Source organism: Pseudoalteromonas sp. OANN1 (assembly GCF_024124685.1).
GTDB classification, from domain to species: domain Bacteria; phylum Pseudomonadota; class Gammaproteobacteria; order Enterobacterales; family Alteromonadaceae; genus Pseudoalteromonas; species Pseudoalteromonas piscicida.
In genome coordinates, this window is the sequence record NZ_JAMXSE010000002.1 from 297,334 (window position 1) to 318,794 (window position 21,461).

Below are 21,461 nucleotides of genomic sequence, written 5' to 3' on the forward strand. Positions count from 1 at the left end.
GATAGTTACTAGCCTAGTTCTCTAAAGTTTATACAGTTACTAGTTTGTTTCTTAAGCATATATTAAAAAGTTATTAATCAGGTTGAAGGGTAATATTAGACTTAAGGCGTATTTTATCGGTTTCTTGTCGTGGTTTGCTTTTTGAACTAAGTTTAAATTAATTCATTTAGGAGATAGAACTTTGGAATTTGGCGAGCAATCAACGACTTCAAATGAAGCGATACGAGTGCTTTGTCTCGATGATGAGACTAATGTGATACGGTCGTTAAATCGCTTATTCCGTCAAAATGGAATACACGCTGAGCTCTGTAGCGATCCACAGCAAGCCTTGGCGCTGATCCGAGACTCCTCTTTTGAAGTTGTTATTAGTGATATGCGGATGCCTGAAATGGATGGCGCCACATTTTTGCATGAAGTAAAGCGTATTTGCCCAGATACACAACGGATATTACTGACAGGATACTCTGATCTTGCTTCAACAATTAAAGCCATTAATGAAAGTGGGATCCATGCATATATTCAAAAGCCTTGGGATAACGATATACTCGTACATACCGTGAGAGAATGTTCAGAGAAATACAGGTTAAAAAGCGTAAATAAGAGACTAAATGAAGAGATAGTACAAAAAAATGCGCAACTCACTGAGTTAAATGAAAACCTTGAAGGACTTGTACAAAAACGCACTGCGCAGATCCGCAAAGTGTTAAGTCAATTAGAACAAGCTAATCAAAAAGAACATAAAGAACATCGGGCTACAGTCGAGTTACTTTATAATTTTCTGAATGCAAATCCATTTATCGATGGTAAAAAAGCGAAGAGCATAGCCAAATTATGTAAAATTATAGCTAAGAAGCTAGAACTTTCTAGTGAAGTAGCTGAAACGGCTATGATGTCAGGGTATTTAGCGGAAGTAGGTTTACTTGCTATGGACCCAGAAATTTATAAATCGCCACCCAGAAAACTAAGCGAAGCACAAAAGAAAATTTATTATACGCATCCTTCCATTGCACAGCTTATGTTGATGCCAGCGCAGCACTTATCTGACGTATCCGAGGCGATTTATCATCAGTTTGAAAAATTTAATGGTCAAGGGATCCCTAAAGGTCTTAAAGGCAAAGAAATTCCTTTGGGCTCACAGATACTTGCGGTCGCCCGAGATTATTATGACAATTTATACAGCGCTAACGGTTCTGATAAAGAGAAAGCCGATTTAGCCCTAGACCTTATCCGAACCTATAGAGGAAATTTCTACTCCCCAGAAGTTGTTGATATTTTAGAGCAAGCTGTAAGTAACAATGAGCTAGGCCAAGAGCAAGTCGGTTCGGTTGATATATTGACAACTGAAAAACTCAAGCCTGGCATGATATTAGGTTTAGCGCTTCACAGTAATCAAGGAATATTATTGCTACCAAAAGGCCATACCTTTACCGATAAGTCGATAGATAAACTTAAGCAGCTGGAAACACAACGCCCAATCCCCTTTAGAATTATGGTCAAGCAATAATAATAGCTTATTGACTTATCAGCGACTGCACTATCGAATACTCGTTTACTGGTGTTGTATAGATGATGGTAAATATAGCTTTTGAGTCTTTAATTGGATCAATGTTATTGAGCCGTCAAATTATAGTAGCTCGAGAATAACGGACTTGTGTTTGCGCAGTATGACTAAAGAACACATCATACAAATTTGTAAACTCGCTCAGCTTACTTTCTACTAAAACTATTAATAAAAAAAGCCCAGTAAACTGGGCTCGTTCAACTAACTACTAAACTAATCTAGTAGTTTATTAAGTGCTTGAAGCGGGTGTTTTGGTTTTTCTCCACTAAAGCGTTTAACCTGACACCGACAAGAGAAGCCAGTCACTAATATTTCATCTTGAGCTGCGTTATCAATATGATGCTGCCATGAGGATTCGTAGAGCGCTTTTGAGTTTTCTTGATTTTGCGCTTCGTGGCCATAAGTTCCCGCCATGCCACAACATCCCGTATTAACCGCTTCTATATTGGAGTTCAACTTATTAAAAATACCTTGCCAAACACTTTTAGATTCAGGCATTGCTGTTGTTTCAGTACAGTGACTTATCAACGTAAATTTTGATGGACTGATTGTCGCAGCCGTTGGGATATCGATTGTTGCAAGCCATTCATGCGCTAATTGTACCTTAAAGTCTCCCCTGCTCTCTTTGAGAATATCATTATATTCATCGCGATAGCACATCACCAAAGAGGCATCGAGCCCAACTAGAGGCCTGTTATATTCACTGACAGTATTTAAAAACTGTGCGGCAGTCTTCGCGGTCGATTTAAATTCCTTTAAAAAGCCTTTAACGTGTTGTGGCTTACCGTTTGGCTTGAATGGTAATACGAGTGGATAAAACCCTAGTTTTGATATAACTTGCACAAAGTCCGATACTAATTCTGCTTCATAGAAACTAGTAAACGGATCTTGAACAACAAATACCACGCTTTGTTGTTCTTCATCGCTTAACTTTTCAAAACTGCGCTCTGAATAAAAGTGTTTGTTTGGCACTAACTTGCTAAGCTGCACCTTACTTAGCGCCGGAGAGTCAATATAGCCAATCAGCCGTTCAACAAAAAAGTTTAATATGCGATTACCTTGTAGAGCGTTAACTAAATTTGGAAACTTAGCCATGGTAGGCAGTGCACGCTCTATATTCGCAACTAAGTAGTCTTTAAGTGGACGATTGTAACGGCTGTAGTAAAAGTTTAAAAACTTAGCTCGAAACGTAGGAACATCCACTTTGATTGGGCAAGCCGTTGTGCACGCTTTACACGCTAAACATTCATCCATTGATGCTTTAACTTCATGGGAAAAGTCATATTCGTTTTTCTTTCGGGTATTGAGAAAGCGCTCCCACCAAGTGGTATCATTTTCATGATTGATTAATTGCTTTTCTGCAGCAATCAAATCGACCCCTTTATTGCTTTGTAGTCGTAACCACTCTTTAAATAACCCAGCGCGTCCTTTTGGAGAGTTTCTACGATCTTTGGTTACCTTATACGATGGGCACATTGGTGAGTTGTCATCATAGTTAAAGCAAAGTCCGTTACCATTACAATTGATTGGTGCTTCGTAGTTTACTTTTACTTCAGTTGGGATTGTACGATCAAACCAAGCTCTTTTCTGTGCATCGACTGACACTAATTGATCGCTTGAATCCAGTGGTGTACAAATTTTTCCAGGGTTTAAGCGATTATTTTTATCAAACAAACTTTTAATTTTACGAAGTTCATTAAATAGTTGCTCACCGAAAAACTCGGGTCCATATTCACTTCGGTAACCTTTTCCATGCTCACCCCACATTAGTCCTCGGTATTTTGCAGTTAACGCTACTACTTTATCAGAGATCACACGTAGTAATTTTTCCTGTTCAGGATCGCATATATCAAGTGCTGGGCGGACATGTAAAACACCGGCGTCAACATGACCAAACATGCCATAATCTAATTGGTAACTATCAAGTAACTCTCTAAATTCAATGATAAAATCAGCAAGGTTTTCAGGTGGAACGGCTGTATCTTCAGCAAAAGCTAGTGGCTTTTTACTACCTTTTGCGTTACCCAATAAACCAACTGACTTTTTACGCATTGCATAGATCTTAAGGATATCCGCTTTATCATTGGTAAGTTGATAACCAATAATCCCCGCTTCTTTATTCGCAATAAGCTGATCTAATCGTTGACATAAACTATCGACTTTAGACGAAATTTCATCTTGGGATTCACCGTTAAATTCAACCATGTTAAGACCTTGCATCTCAACACCTGGTACATCTTGAATTAAGTCCGATACTGAATGCCAGATGATGTCCTCTTTGGCAAGACCTAGAACTTTACTGTCTACGGTTTCGACCGATGTAGCATTAGCGGAAACCAAGAATGGGCTGTTTCTAAGCGCTGATTCAAATGAGTCATATTTGATATTTATAAGGGTTTTATATGGCTGAATTGGCGTTAAATTAAGCTTTGCTTCGGTTACAACACCAAGCGAACCTTCAGAACCCGTAATAATTCGAGACAAATCAAAAGTAGTTAGTGAATCGTCGAATACATTTTCGAGGTCATAACCCGTTAAAAAACGGTTTAGTCTTGGAAATTTTTCAAGTATAAGTGCTCGATTGCTTCGACAGATCTCGATGACATTTGCATAAATGTGAGAAGTCTTTGAGTTTTGCTCAGCTAGTAGCTCCGCTTTATCGATCGCTAACTTCGAGGTATTTAGCTCTGTTCCATCCACTAAAAAGGTTTTAAGCCCAAGAACATGATCGCTTGTTTTGCCATAAACGAGTGAACCTTGGCCCGACGCATCAGTATTTACCATACCACCTATTGTTGCTCGGTTACTGGTGGAGAGATCTGGCGAAAAGAAATAGCCGTAAGGTTTTAGAAAGTCATTAAGCTGATCTTTGATCACACCCGCCTGAACTCGAACCCATCCTTCTTGTTCATTGATCTCAAGAATTTCTCTCATGTGTCTCGATAGATCAATCACGATACCGGGCGTAAGTGATTGGCCATTCGTACCAGTACCTCCGCCTCTAGGGCCAAAGGTGAGAGACAAAAATGGGTCTTGTTGGGCGATTTCAAGTGCAAGTTGTACGTCTCGATTTGTTCTTGGAAATAATACTGCTTGAGGGATTTCCTGATAGATACTATTGTCGGTTGACGTAACAAGACGAGTTGCATAACTCGTATCAATGTCCCCACTAAAACCTGCATCAGTTAGTTTATTTTGATAGAGGTTGATAAGTTCGTTTGCAGAATCCTGCTGACTAATATTTGCGATCATGACGGTATATTTTACTTGCTTTGAATTAATTGTATCACGAAGGATTAATGATCAACTTGAGAATTTTATGGTTTGTTACAATTGGAAATAGTTTATTTTACCACACACCTTATACTCATATTGTATAGGAGGAAATAACATGAAAATTATTTACGACCTTGCTGGTATTGTGTTTTGTATTCTAGCATTGATCTTCTTTATTGTGCCCGGTCCATCGGTTATCTTTTTACTTGCGGCCCTGGTGTGTTTCTCGATGAATCATGAAGGTGCAAAGAAGCACTTAAAAAATGTGCAGCGTTTGTTTAAGCTTGGCTGCGAAAAGTTAGATAGGACATTTCAGAAATGAAATAGCCCCAATGTGTTGCATTGGGGCCATTAAATTATTTAGTAAACTTTTCAGCTAGATAAAGCCAAGTTTCAAGTACTGTATCTGGGTTAAGTGAAACAGAGTCAATCCCCTCTTCAACTAACCAAGCAGCAAAATCTTCATGATCCGATGGACCTTGACCACAAATACCTACATATTTGTCTTTCGCTTTAGCAGTTTGAATTGCCATTGAAAGTAGTTTCTTGATAGCTGGATTTCGCTCATCAAACAGATGCGCAATGAGGCCAGAATCGCGGTCCAGACCAAGTGTTAACTGAGTAAGGTCATTAGAACCAATCGAGAAGCCGTCGAAATATTCTAAAAACTCTTCAGCAAGTAGGCAGTTTGATGGAAGTTCACACATCATAATGACTTTTAGACCATTCTCGCCACGTTTTAGACCATGCGCTTCAAGAATTTCAATAACTTGAGCAGCTTCTTCTAGGGTACGAACGAATGGGATCATGATTTCAACGTTGGTCAAATCCATCTCATTACGAACACGTTTAATGGCTTCACACTCTAATGCAAAACACTCTCTAAAGTCTTCAGAAATGTAACGAGATGCGCCGCGGAAACCAATCATTGGGTTTTCTTCTTCCGGCTCATACTGCTGACCGCCAACCAAGTTTGCATACTCGTTTGACTTAAAGTCAGACATACGAACAATTACCCGCTCTGGAGCAAATGCTGCACCTAGCGTAGAAATACCTTCAACTAGCTTGCTGATATAGAACTCTACAGGTGATTCATATCCCGCGATTAGCTCTTTAATTTCAGCCTGAAGCTCTGCATCTTGCTTATCAAAATGAAGTAGTGCTTTAGGGTGAATACCAATCATACGGTTGATGATAAACTCAAGACGCGCAAGACCGATACCTGCATGTGGTAATTTCGCAAAATCAAACGCGCGATCTGGGTTACCAACGTTCATCATTATCTTCATCGGAATAGCTGGCATTGAATCGATGCGAGAAGAAATAACATCAAATTCAAGTTCACCTTTGTAGATATAACCTGTATCGCCTTCTGCACATGATACTGTTACCGTGTCACCATTGGTGATCAAATCGGTTGCATTACCACATCCAACCACGGCTGGGATCCCTAGCTCACGCGCAATGATTGCCGCATGACAAGTACGGCCGCCACGATTCGTTACGATAGCAGAGGCACGCTTCATGATAGGTTCCCAATCAGGATCCGTCATATCGGTAACAAGAACATCGCCTTGCTTTACCGAGTCCATTTGATCAATTGAAGACAGGACTTTAACTACGCCTGAGCCAATTTTATGACCGATTGCACGACCTTCAACAATAACTTCAGACTTTGATTTTAGCTGGAAGCGTTCCATTACGTTCGCATCTTCATTTGAACGGACGGTTTCTGGACGAGCTTGAACGATATAAAGCTTGCCGTCGTTACCATCTTTTGCCCATTCGATATCCATTGGACGACCGTAGTGCTTTTCGATAATAACAGCTTGCTTTGCTAATTCTTCTACTTCTGCGTCTGTAATCGAGAATTGGTTAGATAGTGCTGAATCTACATCAACAATCTCAACTTGCTTGCCGTGAGACTCATCACTTGAGTAGATCATTTGGATTGCTTTTGAGCCAATATTTCTCTTAAGAACAGCAGGTTTTTCTTTTGCAAGCGTTTGCTTATGAACATAAAATTCATCTGGGTTTACTGCGCCCTGAACTACCATCTCGCCTAAACCATAGCTAGAAGTAACGAAGACAACGTCTTCGAAGCCTGATTCGGTATCGATTGAGAACATAACTCCAGACGACGCTTTGTCTGAACGCACCATACGCTGAATACCAGCAGAAAGCGCCACGCCTCTGTGATCATAGCCTTGGTGTACACGATAAGATATTGCACGGTCATTGAATAGCGAAGCAAAAACATGCTTGATAGCGACCATTACGGCATCAATGCCACGAACATTTAGGAAAGTTTCTTGTTGGCCAGCGAAGGAGGCGTCTGGCATATCTTCTGCGGTTGCTGATGAACGAACAGCAAAGGAGACATCTTGGCTTGCGTCACCGTGTAACTGGCTATACGCTTCACGGATTGCTTTATCTAATTCTGGTTGGAATGGTGTATCGATAACCCATTGTCTAATTTGGGCGCCGACTTTGGCTAATTCGTTGACATCATCAACATCGAGAGTATCTAGGATTGAGTGGATTTTTTCATTGAGGCCTGATTGCTCAAGAAATTCATTAAACGCATCAGCTGTTGTTGCGAATCCACCAGGTACTTGTACACCAGCGTTAGCAAGGTTAGATATCATTTCACCTAGAGAAGCGTTTTTACCACCAACTCGAGGTACATCTTGCATACCCAACTCTTGATACCAGAGAACGTAGTCTTGCACGGAACTGTCTCCAAAACAAATTGTATTAAATGTGAGAGATTAATTGACCTTTCCACTTGGTCAAGGGCATTCTACAACGGTAAGGCAGTCTTCGTAAACCGCGATGGCTTATTTTCAACAATTTCTGAATGAATAATAGCAAAATGAGAACAGCATTTTATATTTCCGATGGTACCGCTATCACCTCTGAAGTGTTTGGTCACGCAACGCTTTCAATGTTCCCTGTAGAATTTAATCATCAAACGATACCATTTGTAGAAACAGTGAAAAAAGCAAATGAAATCAAAAAACTAATAGACTCTGTTGCTGAGACTTCAGGTGAAAAACCATTGGTGTTTTTTACATTCGTTAATCCAGAATTGTCCGATATTATTTTATCGTCGCAAGGGGTTTGTTACGACTTTTTATCTTATGCGAGCGAAATTGTAAAAAGAGAGCTAAAAGTTCAGCCGGTGCCAAAAATGCACCGCACGCATAGCATTCATGAATCTTCGTATGATTTTAGAATAGATGCAGTTAACTACGCGCTTGCAAATGATGACGGTGCAAATATTAAAGATTATGACGAGGCAGACATCATATTGGTGGGTGTCAGCCGCAGCGGTAAAACGCCGACAAGCTTATATTTAGCTTTGCAATATGGGATAAAGGCCGCGAATTATCCGATGACAGAAGATGATTTAGAAAGTGGAAAACTACCCAAATGTCTGGATAAATACAAAGGTAAGCTCTTTGGCTTAACCATAGATCCCGAAAGACTAGCTGCAATCAGGCAAGAGAGAATGGCAAACTCCAAGTACGCATCAATTAGACAATGCCGTATTGAAGTCAAAGAAGTCGAGATGCTATTTAAAAAGAATAAAACGCCTTACTTGAACAGTACACGCTATTCCGTTGAGGAAATCTCAGCAAAAATTATTTCTGAAACTGGGCTAAAGCGCCATAAATACTAAAAAGGCCGCTATGCGGCCCTTTGTTTGCTATTTATACTGTTTTACGAGCATCTTTTAGTAGATCAGCAACTAAAAAGCCTAGTTCTAAAACTTGGTCTGCGTTTAGACGCGGATCACACTGGGTGCGGTAACGCTGAGATAAGTCTTCGTCTGATAGACCGTAGGCACCACCAACACACTCAGTAACGTGTTGCCCTGTCATTTCTAAGTGCACCCCACCAGGATAGCTACCCTCAGCTTTATGAACTGCGAAGAACTGACTGATTTCTCTTAGGATATTGTTAAAGCTACGTGTCTTATATCCAGTGGTCGCTTTTTCAGTGTTTCCGTGCATGGGATCCGAAGTCCAAATAACTTTGCGGCCTTCTTCTTGAATTCTGCGAACTAATTTAGGCAGCTTTTCCGGCAGCACATCTGCACCCATGCGTGTGATAAGTGTTAGACGACCAGGAATATTATCAGGGTTAAGCGCATCGACAAGTTTAATTAACTCATCTTCTTGCATCCCTGGGCCAACCTTTACGCCAATAGGGTTTTTAATACCACGGAAAAATTCGATATGTGCGTGATCTAATTGACGCGTACGTTCACCAATCCACACAAAGTGAGCAGAACAATCGTACCAATCACCGGATAAGTGATCTCTTCTCGTTAACGCTTCTTCATAACCTAATAGTAGCGCTTCGTGTGAAGTATAAAGCGGAGTTTCCTTCAGACTTGGTGCAACTGTTGAATCAATGCCACAAACTTCCATAAACTCAAGTGCTTCTTGAATACGCTCAGCGAGTTGTTGAAACTTGTCTTTTAACGGATTTGCAGCTACGAAACTCATATTCCAGCGATTTACCTGATGCAGATCTGCAAGACCACCCTGCGCAAACGCGCGAAGTAGGTTAAGCGTTGCTGCAGACTGGTGATACGCTTTCATCAATCTATCAGGATCTGGGATACGTGCTTCTTCCGTAAACTCAAAGCTATTAACGATATCGCCACGATATGAAGGTAAGGATGTACCATCAATAGTCTCAAAATCAGAAGAACGGGGTTTTGCATACTGCCCTGCCATTCGAGCAATTTTAACTACCGGGCATTTACCACCATAGGTTAATACGACAGCCATTTGCAAAAGTGTTTTGAACGTATCACGAATATTAGCGGCACTGAAATCAGAAAACGATTCGGCGCAATCACCACCTTGCAATATAAAAGCTTTACCTTCACAAACATCTGCTAGGCTTTTATACAAGCTTCGCGTCTCTTCTGCAAAAACGAGCGGTGGGGCTGAATTTAGTTCTTTTTCAACTGATTTTAACTTCTCTGAATTTGGGTATTCAGGTTGCTGCAAGATTGGTTTATCTCTCCAGCTATTTGGGCTCCAATTAGCCATTGTATTTTCCTCATTCCAATATGTGTTACCACCATTGAACAGTACCCCAAGCCCCCTTATTCATCAAGGAAAAACTTTAGTTTGTTTCAATAAAGAACACATCATACATTTATCGATAAAGATAAATAGACACTTGCTAAAACTGTTCAAAAAATTCTTTCACGATATAACCCTTGTTTAAGAAAGTTAATTTTTAATACATCTCTTCAACCAGAACGAAAGCGAACTTCAATTTGACAAATATCGGAGTTTTAAGATCTAGGTCGTTATAATGGGCTTTATTGTCGATTTAAGATCCTAAAAGCGATATTAATATCAAACATAATCTTGTAGACCTACTTAATGGCGCTGTCGGATGGTTGCCAGTTCAAAACTTTGTTCGCAACAACCTATCTCTTCAGTAAACCGTTTTACGGAGTATTTATATAGCAAGAGAACAGACAGATTTTGGCCACCTATCTGTATTATGTTAAATTGATTGCTTTTTAAAGTTTAATCTATGAAGGTGAAAGGTAGCAACTCGTAGTATTTTATGAGCAGGAAAGGAGTAAAAAAAATGAGCCGTATTGTGATAGTTACTAGTACAAATCACACATAGTTTTTGGAAGTGTTAACTCACACAGATACTTCCACCTGGCCTCTCCCCAAATGAGAGCGCATTACTTAAAAAACTGGAGAGATCGTTCTTCAGTTCATTGGGTTATTTAAATAAAATGAATTTTCTTGATTAAGCTATCTTATACGATGAAATCTCGCCGACCAATCTAGACTAACTAGATAAAACTCTACTGTTAAAAAGGTGGTATTGCTTATATAGTACTACTGAGTTTAATCTTGACCCTCATCCTTTTCTTGATTTCTAACACAACGACTTTTTTCGTTCATCTATTCTTACAGCATCAAGAGGACTCTGCCTAAGGTGACTATTAATATGATTACTCGCTAAATAACTTAAACGCTATTTTCATTTCCAAAATCCCCATCAACTTCGAGACTGTTAATTTCAGAGATATTTTCCTATCAACAACTAGCACATCCAGCTCGACTCGTTTACAACCGAGCTATTCAGACGCTTGAAGAGAGATCTCTACTTTGCTCTTCGACATGAACACAGGTGTGAGAACGATATGATGTTGAAACTGCCTAAACATATGAGATGCGTTTTCATATTTACTCCTGCTCTTCTTTATTTGACTTCGGTACAAATCGAATAAGGAAATATTCCGGCGAAATTTGCATAATACTGAAGTGCCTGGTTTAGTTATTATAAAGTTAGTGCTAGCGTTGCAACTTCGAACTGAACATGTATCAAAAGAAACTTGCACTATATTTTAGTCAGGTAAGACTGCAGAAAATGCGGATATTACTTGAAGATTCATTGTAAAGTAAAAGAAGTGGTACGGTTGTTCTCCAAGAAAGTGTAAAATTAAATTATTTATAAGTAAGTACACACTTACTTTTTGCATCTTAACTTATCTATCACCTTCCCTTTACGGTCTAACTAGAATCTATAAAATCTTCACGTCTACATAAAAGCGCTCGGTCAAAATAAAGTTGGTGAATACTTACTATGGGTTTTCACTACCAAAACCTCTTGAAAGTAACAAGACAATGTCGGGATCAACAAGTTGACTTTAATTTATAAAAAAGAGTATCATCGCGAGGATTTCACAAAGAACACATCATACAAACTGTTAATCAATATGAAATCACCATTAAATTTAAAAATTAATCAGGAAGCTGAAAATTAGCATTGCCATTCTGAGTGATTATTAGCCACCACTTCCTATTTGAGTATTGTCCGTTAAGAACTCCCTGCAAAAATTTATCAAAATCCAATTTTATAAGAGAAATGCAAAAAAATTTGATATAATTTAGCTCATAAAAAGGAACACATCATACTAAATATAAATTAGATAATTTGACCTCTAAAAAGCTGATTAACATTTTCATCAAAATAACGTAGATTTAATTCTCTATTTATAAAATTAACTAGGGCCTGCTTATCTTTCAAGTTTGTTTTTGCAGCTGTTGGCAGAACCTGCGTAGCATTGTTATGCTATATGAGTCAGGCGATAAAGATACAAAGTACCTTTCCCCAGCACTTCTGGGCCAACAATGAACCAAAACAAAAATCAAACAATGAAAGGTCCCTAGCTGATCATTTGATTTCTCCAAAGTCTTGGCGCTCTGAATAGAGGCTAAATAAGTGAAGATAAATATGAGCTATCAGAATATTTTTGATATAATCTGCATAAACCTAGAAGAACACATCATACTTATTTGTTAGGTAAACATGTATACTGTTACTGCATCACTCACAATTAATTGGTCAAATAACTAACTACTTAACACTGATATTCTGTATAAGATATCCAGCTTAAGTTAGCAAACGGAGGTCTAGTGAAAATGATATGGTTAGTTTTTCCATTAAATACTCATAGTAAAATCGCTTAGCGAGGTTCCATTATTTTTGATATAATATTAAAGAGATAATAAGAACACATCATACAATGAATAAATTCAATATACGTTCAACTTTCGATATTCTTAACGAACATATTAATCAGCTATGCCATGAACTGACTGAAGCCGATATAAAAAAGGCAACTTTTTATGAACTGCCTAATATAAAAAAACAAGATGAAGAAACCGCTCCAACAAATATAGCAGTTACAAAAATAGAAGGTGAAAAAGCACTCTCTAAATGTCTAGATGCTTATCGCGATCTCTATTTAAACGACCGCGAAAGCGGAAAGTTGTTGCAAAGGTTCCCAGGTCTTTTGTTAGTCAATGACCCTAAAGAAATTATCAAGTCTAGGGTGAATGCTGTGAATCTTGCCAAAGAAAATTTTAAAAATGCTATTCTTGAAATTTCTAACAATGATGCCAGATTCGAAGCTGTTCATAGTGCAGTTCCTAACTTAATGACTTTGGCTGCCTATCGAAAAATACATAGCGAATCCACAGCTCCCTATTCCGTTCGATTTACCTGGATGAAAAAACATGCAACCAGAGTTTTGAGTAAAGAACTTGCTATGGAGATGTTGAATCGCTCGTCACTTTATTCAAATCCGAGGATGATAGATCAGGAAAAATGGCAACAGCTAGTAGAACAAGAAAAATATAGAGTTTCTAGTCTATCAGAAAATGCAAAGCTCAGAATTAGAAGGCCAACCAGAGTAACACCTGAGGTGAATGTAAGATATACAGCTCAAAATCGCTATCATGTAAGTGCCGCACTCCCATTTATACTCTTTAACCCGCATCCAGACACTAAACTTGGAGAGTTAAGTCATTTTACACAAAAAGATGATCATCCAAGAAAGCGAGAGTACAACTTTCTAGTCGATAGAATTTATTTGGAAAGATTTGAATAATAATGAGGTCGATTTACTACGAAATTTAATGATAGAACGCAATTTAACATAATGTTGGCAGATAAATATAGTCAATGACAGGTGCTAACTGACCTCTTTTAAACAGTATGATGTGTTCTCAACAACTTATAAGGCTATGACGAAATCGTTATCTTCACAGATTGAGTATTAAATTTTAAGCTCTGAAATAGCTTATCGACCACGGACTCGTATCTAGAAATCACTAATAAATCAACTACTTTTGGATAACAAATTTTTTCTAGTTGATTGTTCTAAATAGGAAGGTTTGAATTATTGATATGCTTGTTCTCTCTTCTAAGGATTAGAGAATTAATTTGATCCGCAGATGTAGTTTCAAGATTTATTGATGTCAGTATTTTTCACCGCAGAAAATTTTTAAGAAAGCTTTTAGCTCTTTAGTTTTCATCGTGTTGAAAAATTGGATTGTAATAACTTTCGGTTAGAAAGTATCTTCAGTTGAAATAGAAATTAGCTTTGATATAAAAGCTTTTTATTTTGGCTAGAAGTACCACTCTAGCCAAAATAAGAAATCCTATTTTTTAACGATTTCTTCTAAAGTATCTTCATCAATTACTTCAACATTTTCGACGATACGTTTTCCACCTTGAATTTCGATACGTTTATGATGTTTATTGAGAGCCAATATTTCGTCACAGAATTGAGCAGATGGGTGCATTTCGTACACATAATCAACGATTTTCCCGGACTTTTCATCCTTAACATTTGAAATATTGTATTCGGATATAGCCCCTTTCTCGATCAAATCTTTCATTGTTGTGGTCATATCACGACGAAGTGCCTTTAATTTATTCTCTGTAATTTCATCATCAGAATAAATTGAGCCGTATTTTTCCATAATTGAAATTAGGCGAAAATGATAAGTTTTACCTGGGGCAGCGTAACGCCATAGATGATACAAACGTAGCATCATCCAACGAGATAAACCGCGTTTTAACTCTTGAGCACTGTTGAAGTAATAACCTTTATACTCCAAGTTATCGATCATGTTATGAACAAATGCATTTAAACATGCAACACATTTGATATTCCCGCCCTGTCCTTTTTTGCCACTAAAGTGTAATGACGACAGAAAGTTCATGTTTGATTCGTAAAATGAATCATCAATATTTGGGTTTTTAGTATCTGTAGCCGTATATTTGAACGAAAGTTTAGAACCTTGAAGGGCTTCCAAAGATTCCTTAATTTGTGGATAAGGCATTGATTGACCAACAGCTTTTAATTCTTGAGCAAGCTCGTTCATCGAAAAAATAACTGCGTATTGAATACCGGACTTAAAATTTATTTTAACAATCTTGCCTTTAGAAGCTAGACGGATCAGCGCGCGCTCTACCTTTTCTTCTCGATCAGATGGCCAAACTAAAAACTCTTCATCATCACCATCTTTTTTAGTACTAACAACTGCAGGTGTAATTTTTATCTCACCTTCGTATAAAATACCATCTACTTTTTCAGATATTTTTCTCGTTACGATCGTTTTTTTAGGTGCTTCTTCTAACGGTAATTTTTTATGTCCCGAACGAACAAAGCGCCCCCATAAATCGTAATGATTAAAGGTGTTAGAATAAGCTCTTAACCCATGGGCGGCATTTTCTAAAGATACTCGAACATCTTTATTATCCGTAAACAACGCCAAACTTTCGTTATCGATTGCACTTTCTACACCATGGATCTGTCCACGAAGTGAATCGGGCAAATTGTCAACAGAGATGTTCACCTTCCGGCTCATTGTTTTACTTCCAAATTTTCATGACGTCTAATAACAACATATTCGACAGAAAAAGTTAATGATTAAAGTTAGTAAAAAAGTGATCCGAAGTAACTTTTTTTGTTGGGATCGTTCTTTTACTAAGTAGAGCCAATTTTCAGATCAAGTTTTTACTAACAAAGATAAAATGAACGCAGAAAAACCTTTGTTTAAGGCCTATTTAGCGGATTTACAAGGACAAACCAGACGTCCTTGTGGAAAACTCTACAATTAATTAGTAAAGATCTGATCTATGCTAGGTAGAGATCAGATCTATACATACCTTAAAGCACTTGAGCTTATATCATCTGTGCATAACTGTTTGATCTTACTTAGTAAAAAATTGATCTGCACCTTAAGAAATGTGAATAATTCTGTGCATAAGCTGTTTATATATAACTTTTGGAAATAGTAGTTAGTAAAATTTCGATCTCGGAGTTATAAGAGATCTGATCTTAACCTAGTAAAAAGTAGATCTATAAAAATAAAAAAAAATGATGTAAAACAGCTGGATAGAGTATAATTTCTTTACCTTAGCCTTTAATACCTATATATCTAACCATATCTAAACTTTCTTATTTATACTTAGATGTAAATCAAAATTACAAATGTCTTTGTTTTTTTGTGTTTACAGCAAAATATATGGACATTATAATAATCGTTATCAAATAAAGGATAATGTGTATGTCTATAAATAACAATGCGCTATCAACGTACCGGCTGTTGAAAGCTACAGCAGAAGTAGCGGAACAATCACTTGCTGGTCGTATTCAACATTATAGAGCTCATCTTAAAACTGAAGAAAAAGAGCTTAGAACTTACACGCAGAAAGCTGCCGCAGACCTGCTTGGTGTAAATAATAGAACACTCAAAAGACGTCATGACCAAGGTGACTTTGATACCATCAATATAAAGAAAGGTGCAAACGGTCATTATGCATACACATTAGCCAATATCTTTGCGATGGCAGATGTTCTCGGTGTAAATGCTGACCAACGAAAGTCCAGCGATAAATTACAAGTCATTGTGATTAATAGTTTGAAAGGCGGTTGTGGTAAAACAACAAGTTTGGTGAATATTGCAGCAGCACTAGCTACAACAAATATTAAGCGCTATCGCATCGGGATCATAGATCTTGATCCACAAGGATCATCATCAAGCTTTTTTCCATCTAATGATCATGAGCCGATCACGGTTGGCGATCTAATGAGAGATTGCATTGAGTTAGATGAAGGTGAAACATGGAAAGATCTTGTCTCTAATTCCTTCCAAGAAACCCACATTCCAAATATTCGCGTATTACCTTCTGGTATGGATGACTTTTACTTTGAACACGAAACAGCAACAGAGTTAAAAGAAAGTTCAAGCTACGAAAAGACACGTCATTACCATAAGCTTAAAGAGAAGGTTATAGAGCCCGTACAAGACGAATTTGATATTATCCTAGTAGATACCGCACCTTCACTTAATTTTATGTTCTACAACGCATTGATGGCGTCTACGGCTATGTTGATACCTGTACACCCAGAGGCCGTAGACTTCGACGCTAATAATAAATACCTGAAGCGTCTTGGTGAGATATACCATACCGTTGCAGCTCTTGGTCACGAAGGTTGGGACTTTATGCAATTCTTGGTCACTAACTATGTTAAAGGCAACCATTCTCAGCGCGATATCGTTAAAGATGTACGTAGTGCTTTTGGTCGTCAAGTAATGAGCTATCCAATCAATCACAGCTCAGCAATTACTGCGAGCTCTTCATCGTTTAACACAATTTTTGACCAAAAGACTTCAGATAGTTTAGCAAGTCGTGAAGCATTGCTAAAAGCGCAAGAAAATATCAAAGACGTGGTTGATGAATTAGAGATGCTGATCCGTTCAAATTGGCCTTCAACACAATCCTCGCTAGCAGAATAAAAAGGTATTAATAATGGCTAGAAAACGTAAAAATGATACACGAATTGATCCTTTTGCTACTGCGGTTGAAGGCAGTAGCCTCGACGATCTTTTAGATCAGGCTAAAGTAGGCGATGTGGTTACTATGCCTGCGCCAAGCGATCCGACAAAAACCATAGTACTGACCTGTGAAGTAGTGCCGTTTAGCGAAATTGAGAGTAAAACCACAGTTTATGGGCAGAATCGCCGTGAGCAATCCTTATTAAGCGAAAAAGCGGTCGCAGATATATTACCTGCCATTAAAAAAGATAAACGTAATCTCCACCCCGCCCTATGTTGGCAACATAATGGCAAACTTCACGTTTTATCGGGCTCAAGACGCCGTAAAGCCTGTTTGCTGGCCGAAGCTGATTATGTGGTGTTGAGCTCGAAAGACTTTAGTGACGAAGATGCAAAAACATTAGCGGTATCTTCCGATCAATACATCGCCCCGAGCCTTTGGGAATTGGGTAAAGCCTATTTTGATACTAAGCATAATTTGATCGAACAAGGCCAAAAAGGATCGTATCGAGAAATCGCTGCCGTGGAAGGTGTTTCTCACACAGCTATCGCAGACGCATTGAAAGCTTATGAAAGCATTCCGGTCGAAGTATTGCAGTTATATCCAACGGCGAATCATTTAGGCCGTGAAGCGGCTAAAAAGCTCATCACTGCGAAACAAGAACAACCAGAGCAGTTTTCAGAGCAAATTGCTGCACTTAAAGCGCAAGATTTTATGACTGAAGAGATGTCAGATGAGAAACGTGCTGTTCAGATCACTAAATTCTTGACTACTTTCGGAAGTAGCGATTCACGCGTGGAGTCCATGCTAGAGAACGACTACATTCGAGTACAAAGAAATCTTAAAAGCGGTGATGTCACCGTGAAAATAGATAATCGAGTATTGACTGATAAGCGTTTGGAACAATTGCAAAAGTTACTTAGCAGTTACAATTAAGGTTTGTTCAAAAATTGCCGCGTTGGTTGAATTATCAAGCAACTCGGCGCTTTTTCTAGTCAGTTGACCTCCAACCAGTCCTTTTTTAGCGAATTTCTCGCATTTCTCTCTTTAGCTCAAATCACTAATTTCATATACTGGCTTTTTATTTTAATTTTGACGTGCACTTAATGTCTTCGCAGTTATCTAAAGAGCAACTTTTCGCCTTATTTGAGGAAATCAAACAGGAACAGGCTAATCAATTTCCCTTGTCTGAACGTTTTCTTCGTCAGTACTTCAATTCAGCTTTACTTGCGAAAGCTAAGGAGTATTTGAAAGACGAACAAGTCTGCTACCTTCAACACAGCGAAAACTTTGCGCAAATCGACGCGCAGGTATTGGGAAATTACGGCAATACCTTCACTCAGCACATCAAAATAAACCAATCACAAGGTACCGTTTCGGTCGAAGCAAACTGCTCTTGTTCAAATAATCCTAAATGTCGGCACATTGCCGCGGTATTGCTCAAACTTAAAATCGAACATTCTGGCGGCTTTGGTGAGGCTTATTTGGTTAATGACTGGTTTAATGAACTCGGGCAGTTGCAGCAAGTCGATAAAGCAGACGCGGAAAACGTCTTACTCTTTGTGTTAGAGCCTCGAGCAAACGAAGTCCTTGTAAGTCCTAAGGTATCGCCAAATCGACCCGATGGTGTTTACCCCTTAGGTCGAGTGTTAACTGAGCAGCAGCTTAACAGTCAGGTCGCTCCTGCTGGTTTATTAGAAAATGATTTTCGCTTATTTAGCTGGATCCGCTCGCAAAATACACCGGGTCATTTTGAGCTATTTGGCGCTTGGGGCTTTAATGCACTCACACAACTTGTACATACCCATCGCTGTTTTTATCGTAACCAGCGTCAACCTTTGGAGCTTGGGCACAAGCAAACGCTAGATTTTTACTGGTATCAAGAAGGCAATGAATACCAACTTAAAAGCCGTCTGGCGAATGTTGAACACTGGCGCTTGATTAAAACCGAACCTCCTGTGTATCTAGATACTGAAAACTTGGTCGTTGGCCGAATTGAATCAGAGCTTACCGCGCAGGAAATCGCCCACCTTCATACTATGCCTACCATCACGGCTGAAAAGCTAGAGCAGGTGATGGCACGTTTCCAAGATATCTTTACGGATGATGTTATTGCGCCTCCTGCTGGGTTTTTGCAGTTAGCGAGTAAGCAATCTAATGTTGCTAAGCTTATAAAACTAGATAGGCCAAATAAAATTCGTTTTGCAATTGAGCCACTTGGAAAAGGCGCGACGAAAAAGCAGTTAGCAAGGCTGGAGCAGGTACTCACAGGTCTGGGCTTTGTCCATGAGGGCGACGAATTTTTATTACCAACTAAGGATGGCGTTGAAGTTCATTGGTTTAACAGGGAGATCAGGCCGCTTTTACAAGGTAAACGTTGGATTGTTGACGAGCTGCCAAGCAATGGCCTCGTTGTTACACCTAAAGTGCTGTTAAGCCTTAAACGAGATAAACAACATCATGTGCTCGGAAAGGTGATGTTAGATGACAAACCCGTTACGCTCAACTGGGATAAGCATCCGGTTCATGAGCTTAACAACCTCGCCCATGAATATCGCTACGTCGAAATAGGCGAGCAGTTCTATGCCATTAGCAAATCCATATTTGATGAATTGCTGGAGCTGAAATCCCGTTTTAGTTATTACCTTTCGAGCTCACAATTTAAATTTCCGTTGTCGTATGCCAAAAAGCTGTTTGAACTGACTCATATTCATGCCGACTCAGATGATCAAAAGCTACTTGATTACCTCGCTGAGCTAGATAAACCGATAGAAAATCTTGACGTGATCCCTGCCAGCGAAGGACAGAGCTTCACCCTACGAGATTATCAAGTGCAAGGTGTTAACTGGCTTAAATTCCTTAATCGTCATCAGCTAGGTGGCATTCTGGCCGATGATATGGGCCTTGGAAAAACGCTTCAGGTTATTGCTTACTTTATTTCTCAGCACAATACGCTAGTGACACAACCAAGTTTAATTGTCTGTCCGACGAGTTTAGTGGGGAACTGGCGTGACGAATTTAAACGTTTCGCACCGCACCTACCTCTCACTATTATTCATGGATCCAATAGAGAGGAAGCACTTACTAACTTGTCAGGTGCACGATTTATTCTAACGACGTATCCGCTACTTAAGCGTGATGTGGCGTATTATAAAGGGCTTGATTTTGATTCGATTGTGTTGGATGAGGCGCAATATATTAAAAACGAAAGCGCACAAATATCTAAATGCGTAAAGAGCCTATCCGCGCGTTTCAAACTTTGTTTAAGTGGCACACCGGTAGAGAACAATTTACTCGAGCTTAAATCGCTGCTCGATTTTGTCATGCCTGATGTGCTGGGGACTAAGCAGCAGTTTAAACAACACTTCCAGATCCCAATAGAAAAAGAACAAGATCGCCCTAGAGCTCGAGAACTCAGATCGCTGATCGCACCTTTTATTCTTCGTCGTACAAAAGCTGAGGTAGTGAAAGAGTTACCCAATAAGACAGAACTCATCAAAGAATTAGAGTTCTCTGATGAACAACATAAGCTATATCAAGGTGTTCAGCACCAAGTAGAAAGCAAATTGCTCAATCTATTTCAGGAGCAAGGCGTTGAAAGAAGTAAGCTGGCGTTCCTCGATGCCTTGTTAAAGTTACGTCAGATCTGCTGTCACCCACAATTGGTTGATAAATCACTGACCGACCAACATGGCGCTAAATTTGAGTGGCTTGCGCAACACCTGCCAGTACTACTCAGTGAGGGCCGTAAGATAATTATCTTCAGCCAGTTCACCAGCGTGTTAGATCTCATTGCTGAGCAGTGCCAACAGCAACAGTTGAAATACACTATGCTGACAGGGCAGACAAGGCAACGGGATAAAGCCATTGAGGCGTTTACTCAAGGCAAGTGCAATGTCTTTTTGATAAGCCTAAAAGCTGGGGGAACTGGTTTGAATTTGACTCAAGCAGATACGGTTATCCATTTCGATCCTTGGTGGAATCCTGCGGTAGAAAATCAAGCAACAGATCGCGCCTATCGTATCGGCCAAGATAAGCCGGTATTCGTGTACAAATTGATTATGGCGAACTCTATCGAAGAGAAAGTGTTTAAGATGCAGCGCGATAAACAAGCCCTTGTTGACGCCTTATTTGCTGAGTCTGGTGTCAATCTTGGTCAGTTTGATGAGTCGCAAATGCTAGCGCTGATAAAAAATTAAAAATAATTTGGAACTAATCAACAAAGGTGAAGGTCTATGATAGTGCTTGTTGTGACATTGTTGAAACAGTAGGCATATGTTGATTTTCCCCCTTTGTTACTGATTGTAATAAGCCAGCTTAATTAAGTTGGCTTTTCTTTTTTCTGGCTCTAGGGCCTGTTTATCTTTCAAGTTTGTTTTTGCAGCAGTTTGACTGGTATTTATACAAGGCAGAGCCTGCGTAGCATAAT

At 39.0% G+C, this 21,461-nt stretch carries 11 protein-coding genes and 1 pseudogene; 7 read left to right on the top strand and 5 right to left on the bottom strand.

Annotated features, from left to right (window positions below):
- Positions 1–181 precede the first annotated feature (181 nt).
- Entirely contained in the window at positions 182–1,504 is a 1,323-nt protein-coding gene (locus tag NH462_RS03300; protein ID WP_253104002.1) for an HD domain-containing phosphohydrolase, read from the top strand.
- A gap of 270 nt (positions 1,505–1,774) precedes the next feature.
- Here the strand turns inward: NH462_RS03300 and NH462_RS03305 are convergent, their stop codons facing one another.
- Positions 1,775–4,813: an FAD-binding and (Fe-S)-binding domain-containing protein gene (locus tag NH462_RS03305; protein WP_253104004.1), complete on the bottom strand. Its 3,039-nt coding sequence runs from the start codon at positions 4,811–4,813 to the stop codon at positions 1,775–1,777.
- 139 nt (positions 4,814–4,952) lie between these two features.
- Here NH462_RS03305 and NH462_RS03310 point away from each other — a divergent pair, with 139 nt between their 5' ends.
- A complete protein-coding gene (locus tag NH462_RS03310) occupies positions 4,953–5,159 on the top strand; it encodes a hypothetical protein (protein WP_010378658.1) in 207 nt (68 codons plus the stop codon).
- A gap of 34 nt (positions 5,160–5,193) precedes the next feature.
- Here NH462_RS03310 and ppsA read toward each other — a convergent pair whose 3' ends face one another.
- Positions 5,194–7,569, bottom strand: coding sequence for a phosphoenolpyruvate synthase (gene ppsA, locus NH462_RS03315; RefSeq protein WP_253104008.1), 2,376 nt, complete (start codon positions 7,567–7,569; stop codon positions 5,194–5,196).
- Between the two features lie 143 nt (positions 7,570–7,712).
- On the opposite strand from ppsA, the gene NH462_RS03320 reads away from it, so the two are divergent.
- Positions 7,713–8,522, top strand: coding sequence for a pyruvate, water dikinase regulatory protein (locus tag NH462_RS03320; RefSeq protein WP_010378654.1), 810 nt, complete (start codon positions 7,713–7,715; stop codon positions 8,520–8,522).
- Positions 8,523–8,553: 31 nt separating this feature from the next.
- Here NH462_RS03320 and NH462_RS03325 read toward each other — a convergent pair whose 3' ends face one another.
- Both NH462_RS03325 and NH462_RS03330 read right to left on the bottom strand, forming a co-directional pair.
- Complete coding sequence (locus NH462_RS03325) at positions 8,554–9,909, bottom strand: class II 3-deoxy-7-phosphoheptulonate synthase (protein ID WP_010378652.1); 1,356 nt, start codon at positions 9,907–9,909, stop codon at positions 8,554–8,556.
- A 912-nt stretch (positions 9,910–10,821) separates the two neighbouring features.
- Positions 10,822–11,060 (bottom strand): annotated as a pseudogene (locus tag NH462_RS03330) (hypothetical protein); the annotation flags it as partial.
- Between the two features lie 1,362 nt (positions 11,061–12,422).
- On the opposite strand from NH462_RS03330, the gene NH462_RS03335 reads away from it, so the two are divergent.
- Positions 12,423–13,289 (top strand): DNA replication terminus site-binding protein, encoded by an 867-nt coding sequence (locus NH462_RS03335; protein WP_253104011.1) that lies wholly within the window; start codon positions 12,423–12,425, stop codon positions 13,287–13,289.
- Between the two features lie 553 nt (positions 13,290–13,842).
- On the opposite strand, the gene NH462_RS03340 is transcribed toward NH462_RS03335, so the two are convergent.
- Complete coding sequence (locus NH462_RS03340; RefSeq protein ID WP_039495338.1) at positions 13,843–15,057, bottom strand: hypothetical protein; 1,215 nt, start codon at positions 15,055–15,057, stop codon at positions 13,843–13,845.
- Between the two features lie 702 nt (positions 15,058–15,759).
- On the opposite strand from NH462_RS03340, the gene NH462_RS03345 reads away from it, so the two are divergent.
- The 3 genes from NH462_RS03345 (at position 15,760) to NH462_RS03355 (ending at position 21,231) form a co-directional block, all read left to right on the top strand.
- Positions 15,760–16,992, top strand: coding sequence for an AAA family ATPase (locus NH462_RS03345; protein ID WP_017216876.1), 1,233 nt, complete (start codon positions 15,760–15,762; stop codon positions 16,990–16,992).
- A gap of 13 nt (positions 16,993–17,005) precedes the next feature.
- The gene (locus tag NH462_RS03350; RefSeq protein ID WP_069019168.1) at positions 17,006–17,968 is read left to right on the top strand and encodes a ParB N-terminal domain-containing protein; all 963 of its coding nucleotides are present in this window, start codon (positions 17,006–17,008) and stop codon (positions 17,966–17,968) included.
- A 170-nt stretch (positions 17,969–18,138) separates the two neighbouring features.
- Positions 18,139–21,231 carry a DEAD/DEAH box helicase gene (locus tag NH462_RS03355; RefSeq protein WP_253104014.1) on the top strand — a complete coding sequence of 1,031 codons (3,093 nt, stop codon included), beginning with the start codon at positions 18,139–18,141 and terminating at the stop codon, positions 21,229–21,231.
- Positions 21,232–21,461 lie beyond the last annotated feature (230 nt).

Coding starts and splice junctions, on each gene's coding strand:
- NH462_RS03305 (WP_253104004.1), bottom strand. CDS start 4,813: ATGATCGCAAATATTAGTCAGCAGGATTCTGCAAACGAACTTATCAAC.
- NH462_RS03310 (WP_010378658.1), top strand. CDS start 4,953: ATGAAAATTATTTACGACCTTGCTGGTATTGTGTTTTGTATTCTAGCA.
- NH462_RS03320 (WP_010378654.1), top strand. CDS start 7,713: ATGAGAACAGCATTTTATATTTCCGATGGTACCGCTATCACCTCTGAA.
- NH462_RS03325 (WP_010378652.1), bottom strand. CDS start 9,909: ATGGCTAATTGGAGCCCAAATAGCTGGAGAGATAAACCAATCTTGCAG.
- NH462_RS03335 (WP_253104011.1), top strand. CDS start 12,423: ATGAATAAATTCAATATACGTTCAACTTTCGATATTCTTAACGAACAT.
- NH462_RS03340 (WP_039495338.1), bottom strand. CDS start 15,057: ATGAGCCGGAAGGTGAACATCTCTGTTGACAATTTGCCCGATTCACTT.
- NH462_RS03345 (WP_017216876.1), top strand. CDS start 15,760: ATGTCTATAAATAACAATGCGCTATCAACGTACCGGCTGTTGAAAGCT.
- NH462_RS03350 (WP_069019168.1), top strand. CDS start 17,006: ATGGCTAGAAAACGTAAAAATGATACACGAATTGATCCTTTTGCTACT.
- NH462_RS03355 (WP_253104014.1), top strand. CDS start 18,139: ATGTCTTCGCAGTTATCTAAAGAGCAACTTTTCGCCTTATTTGAGGAA.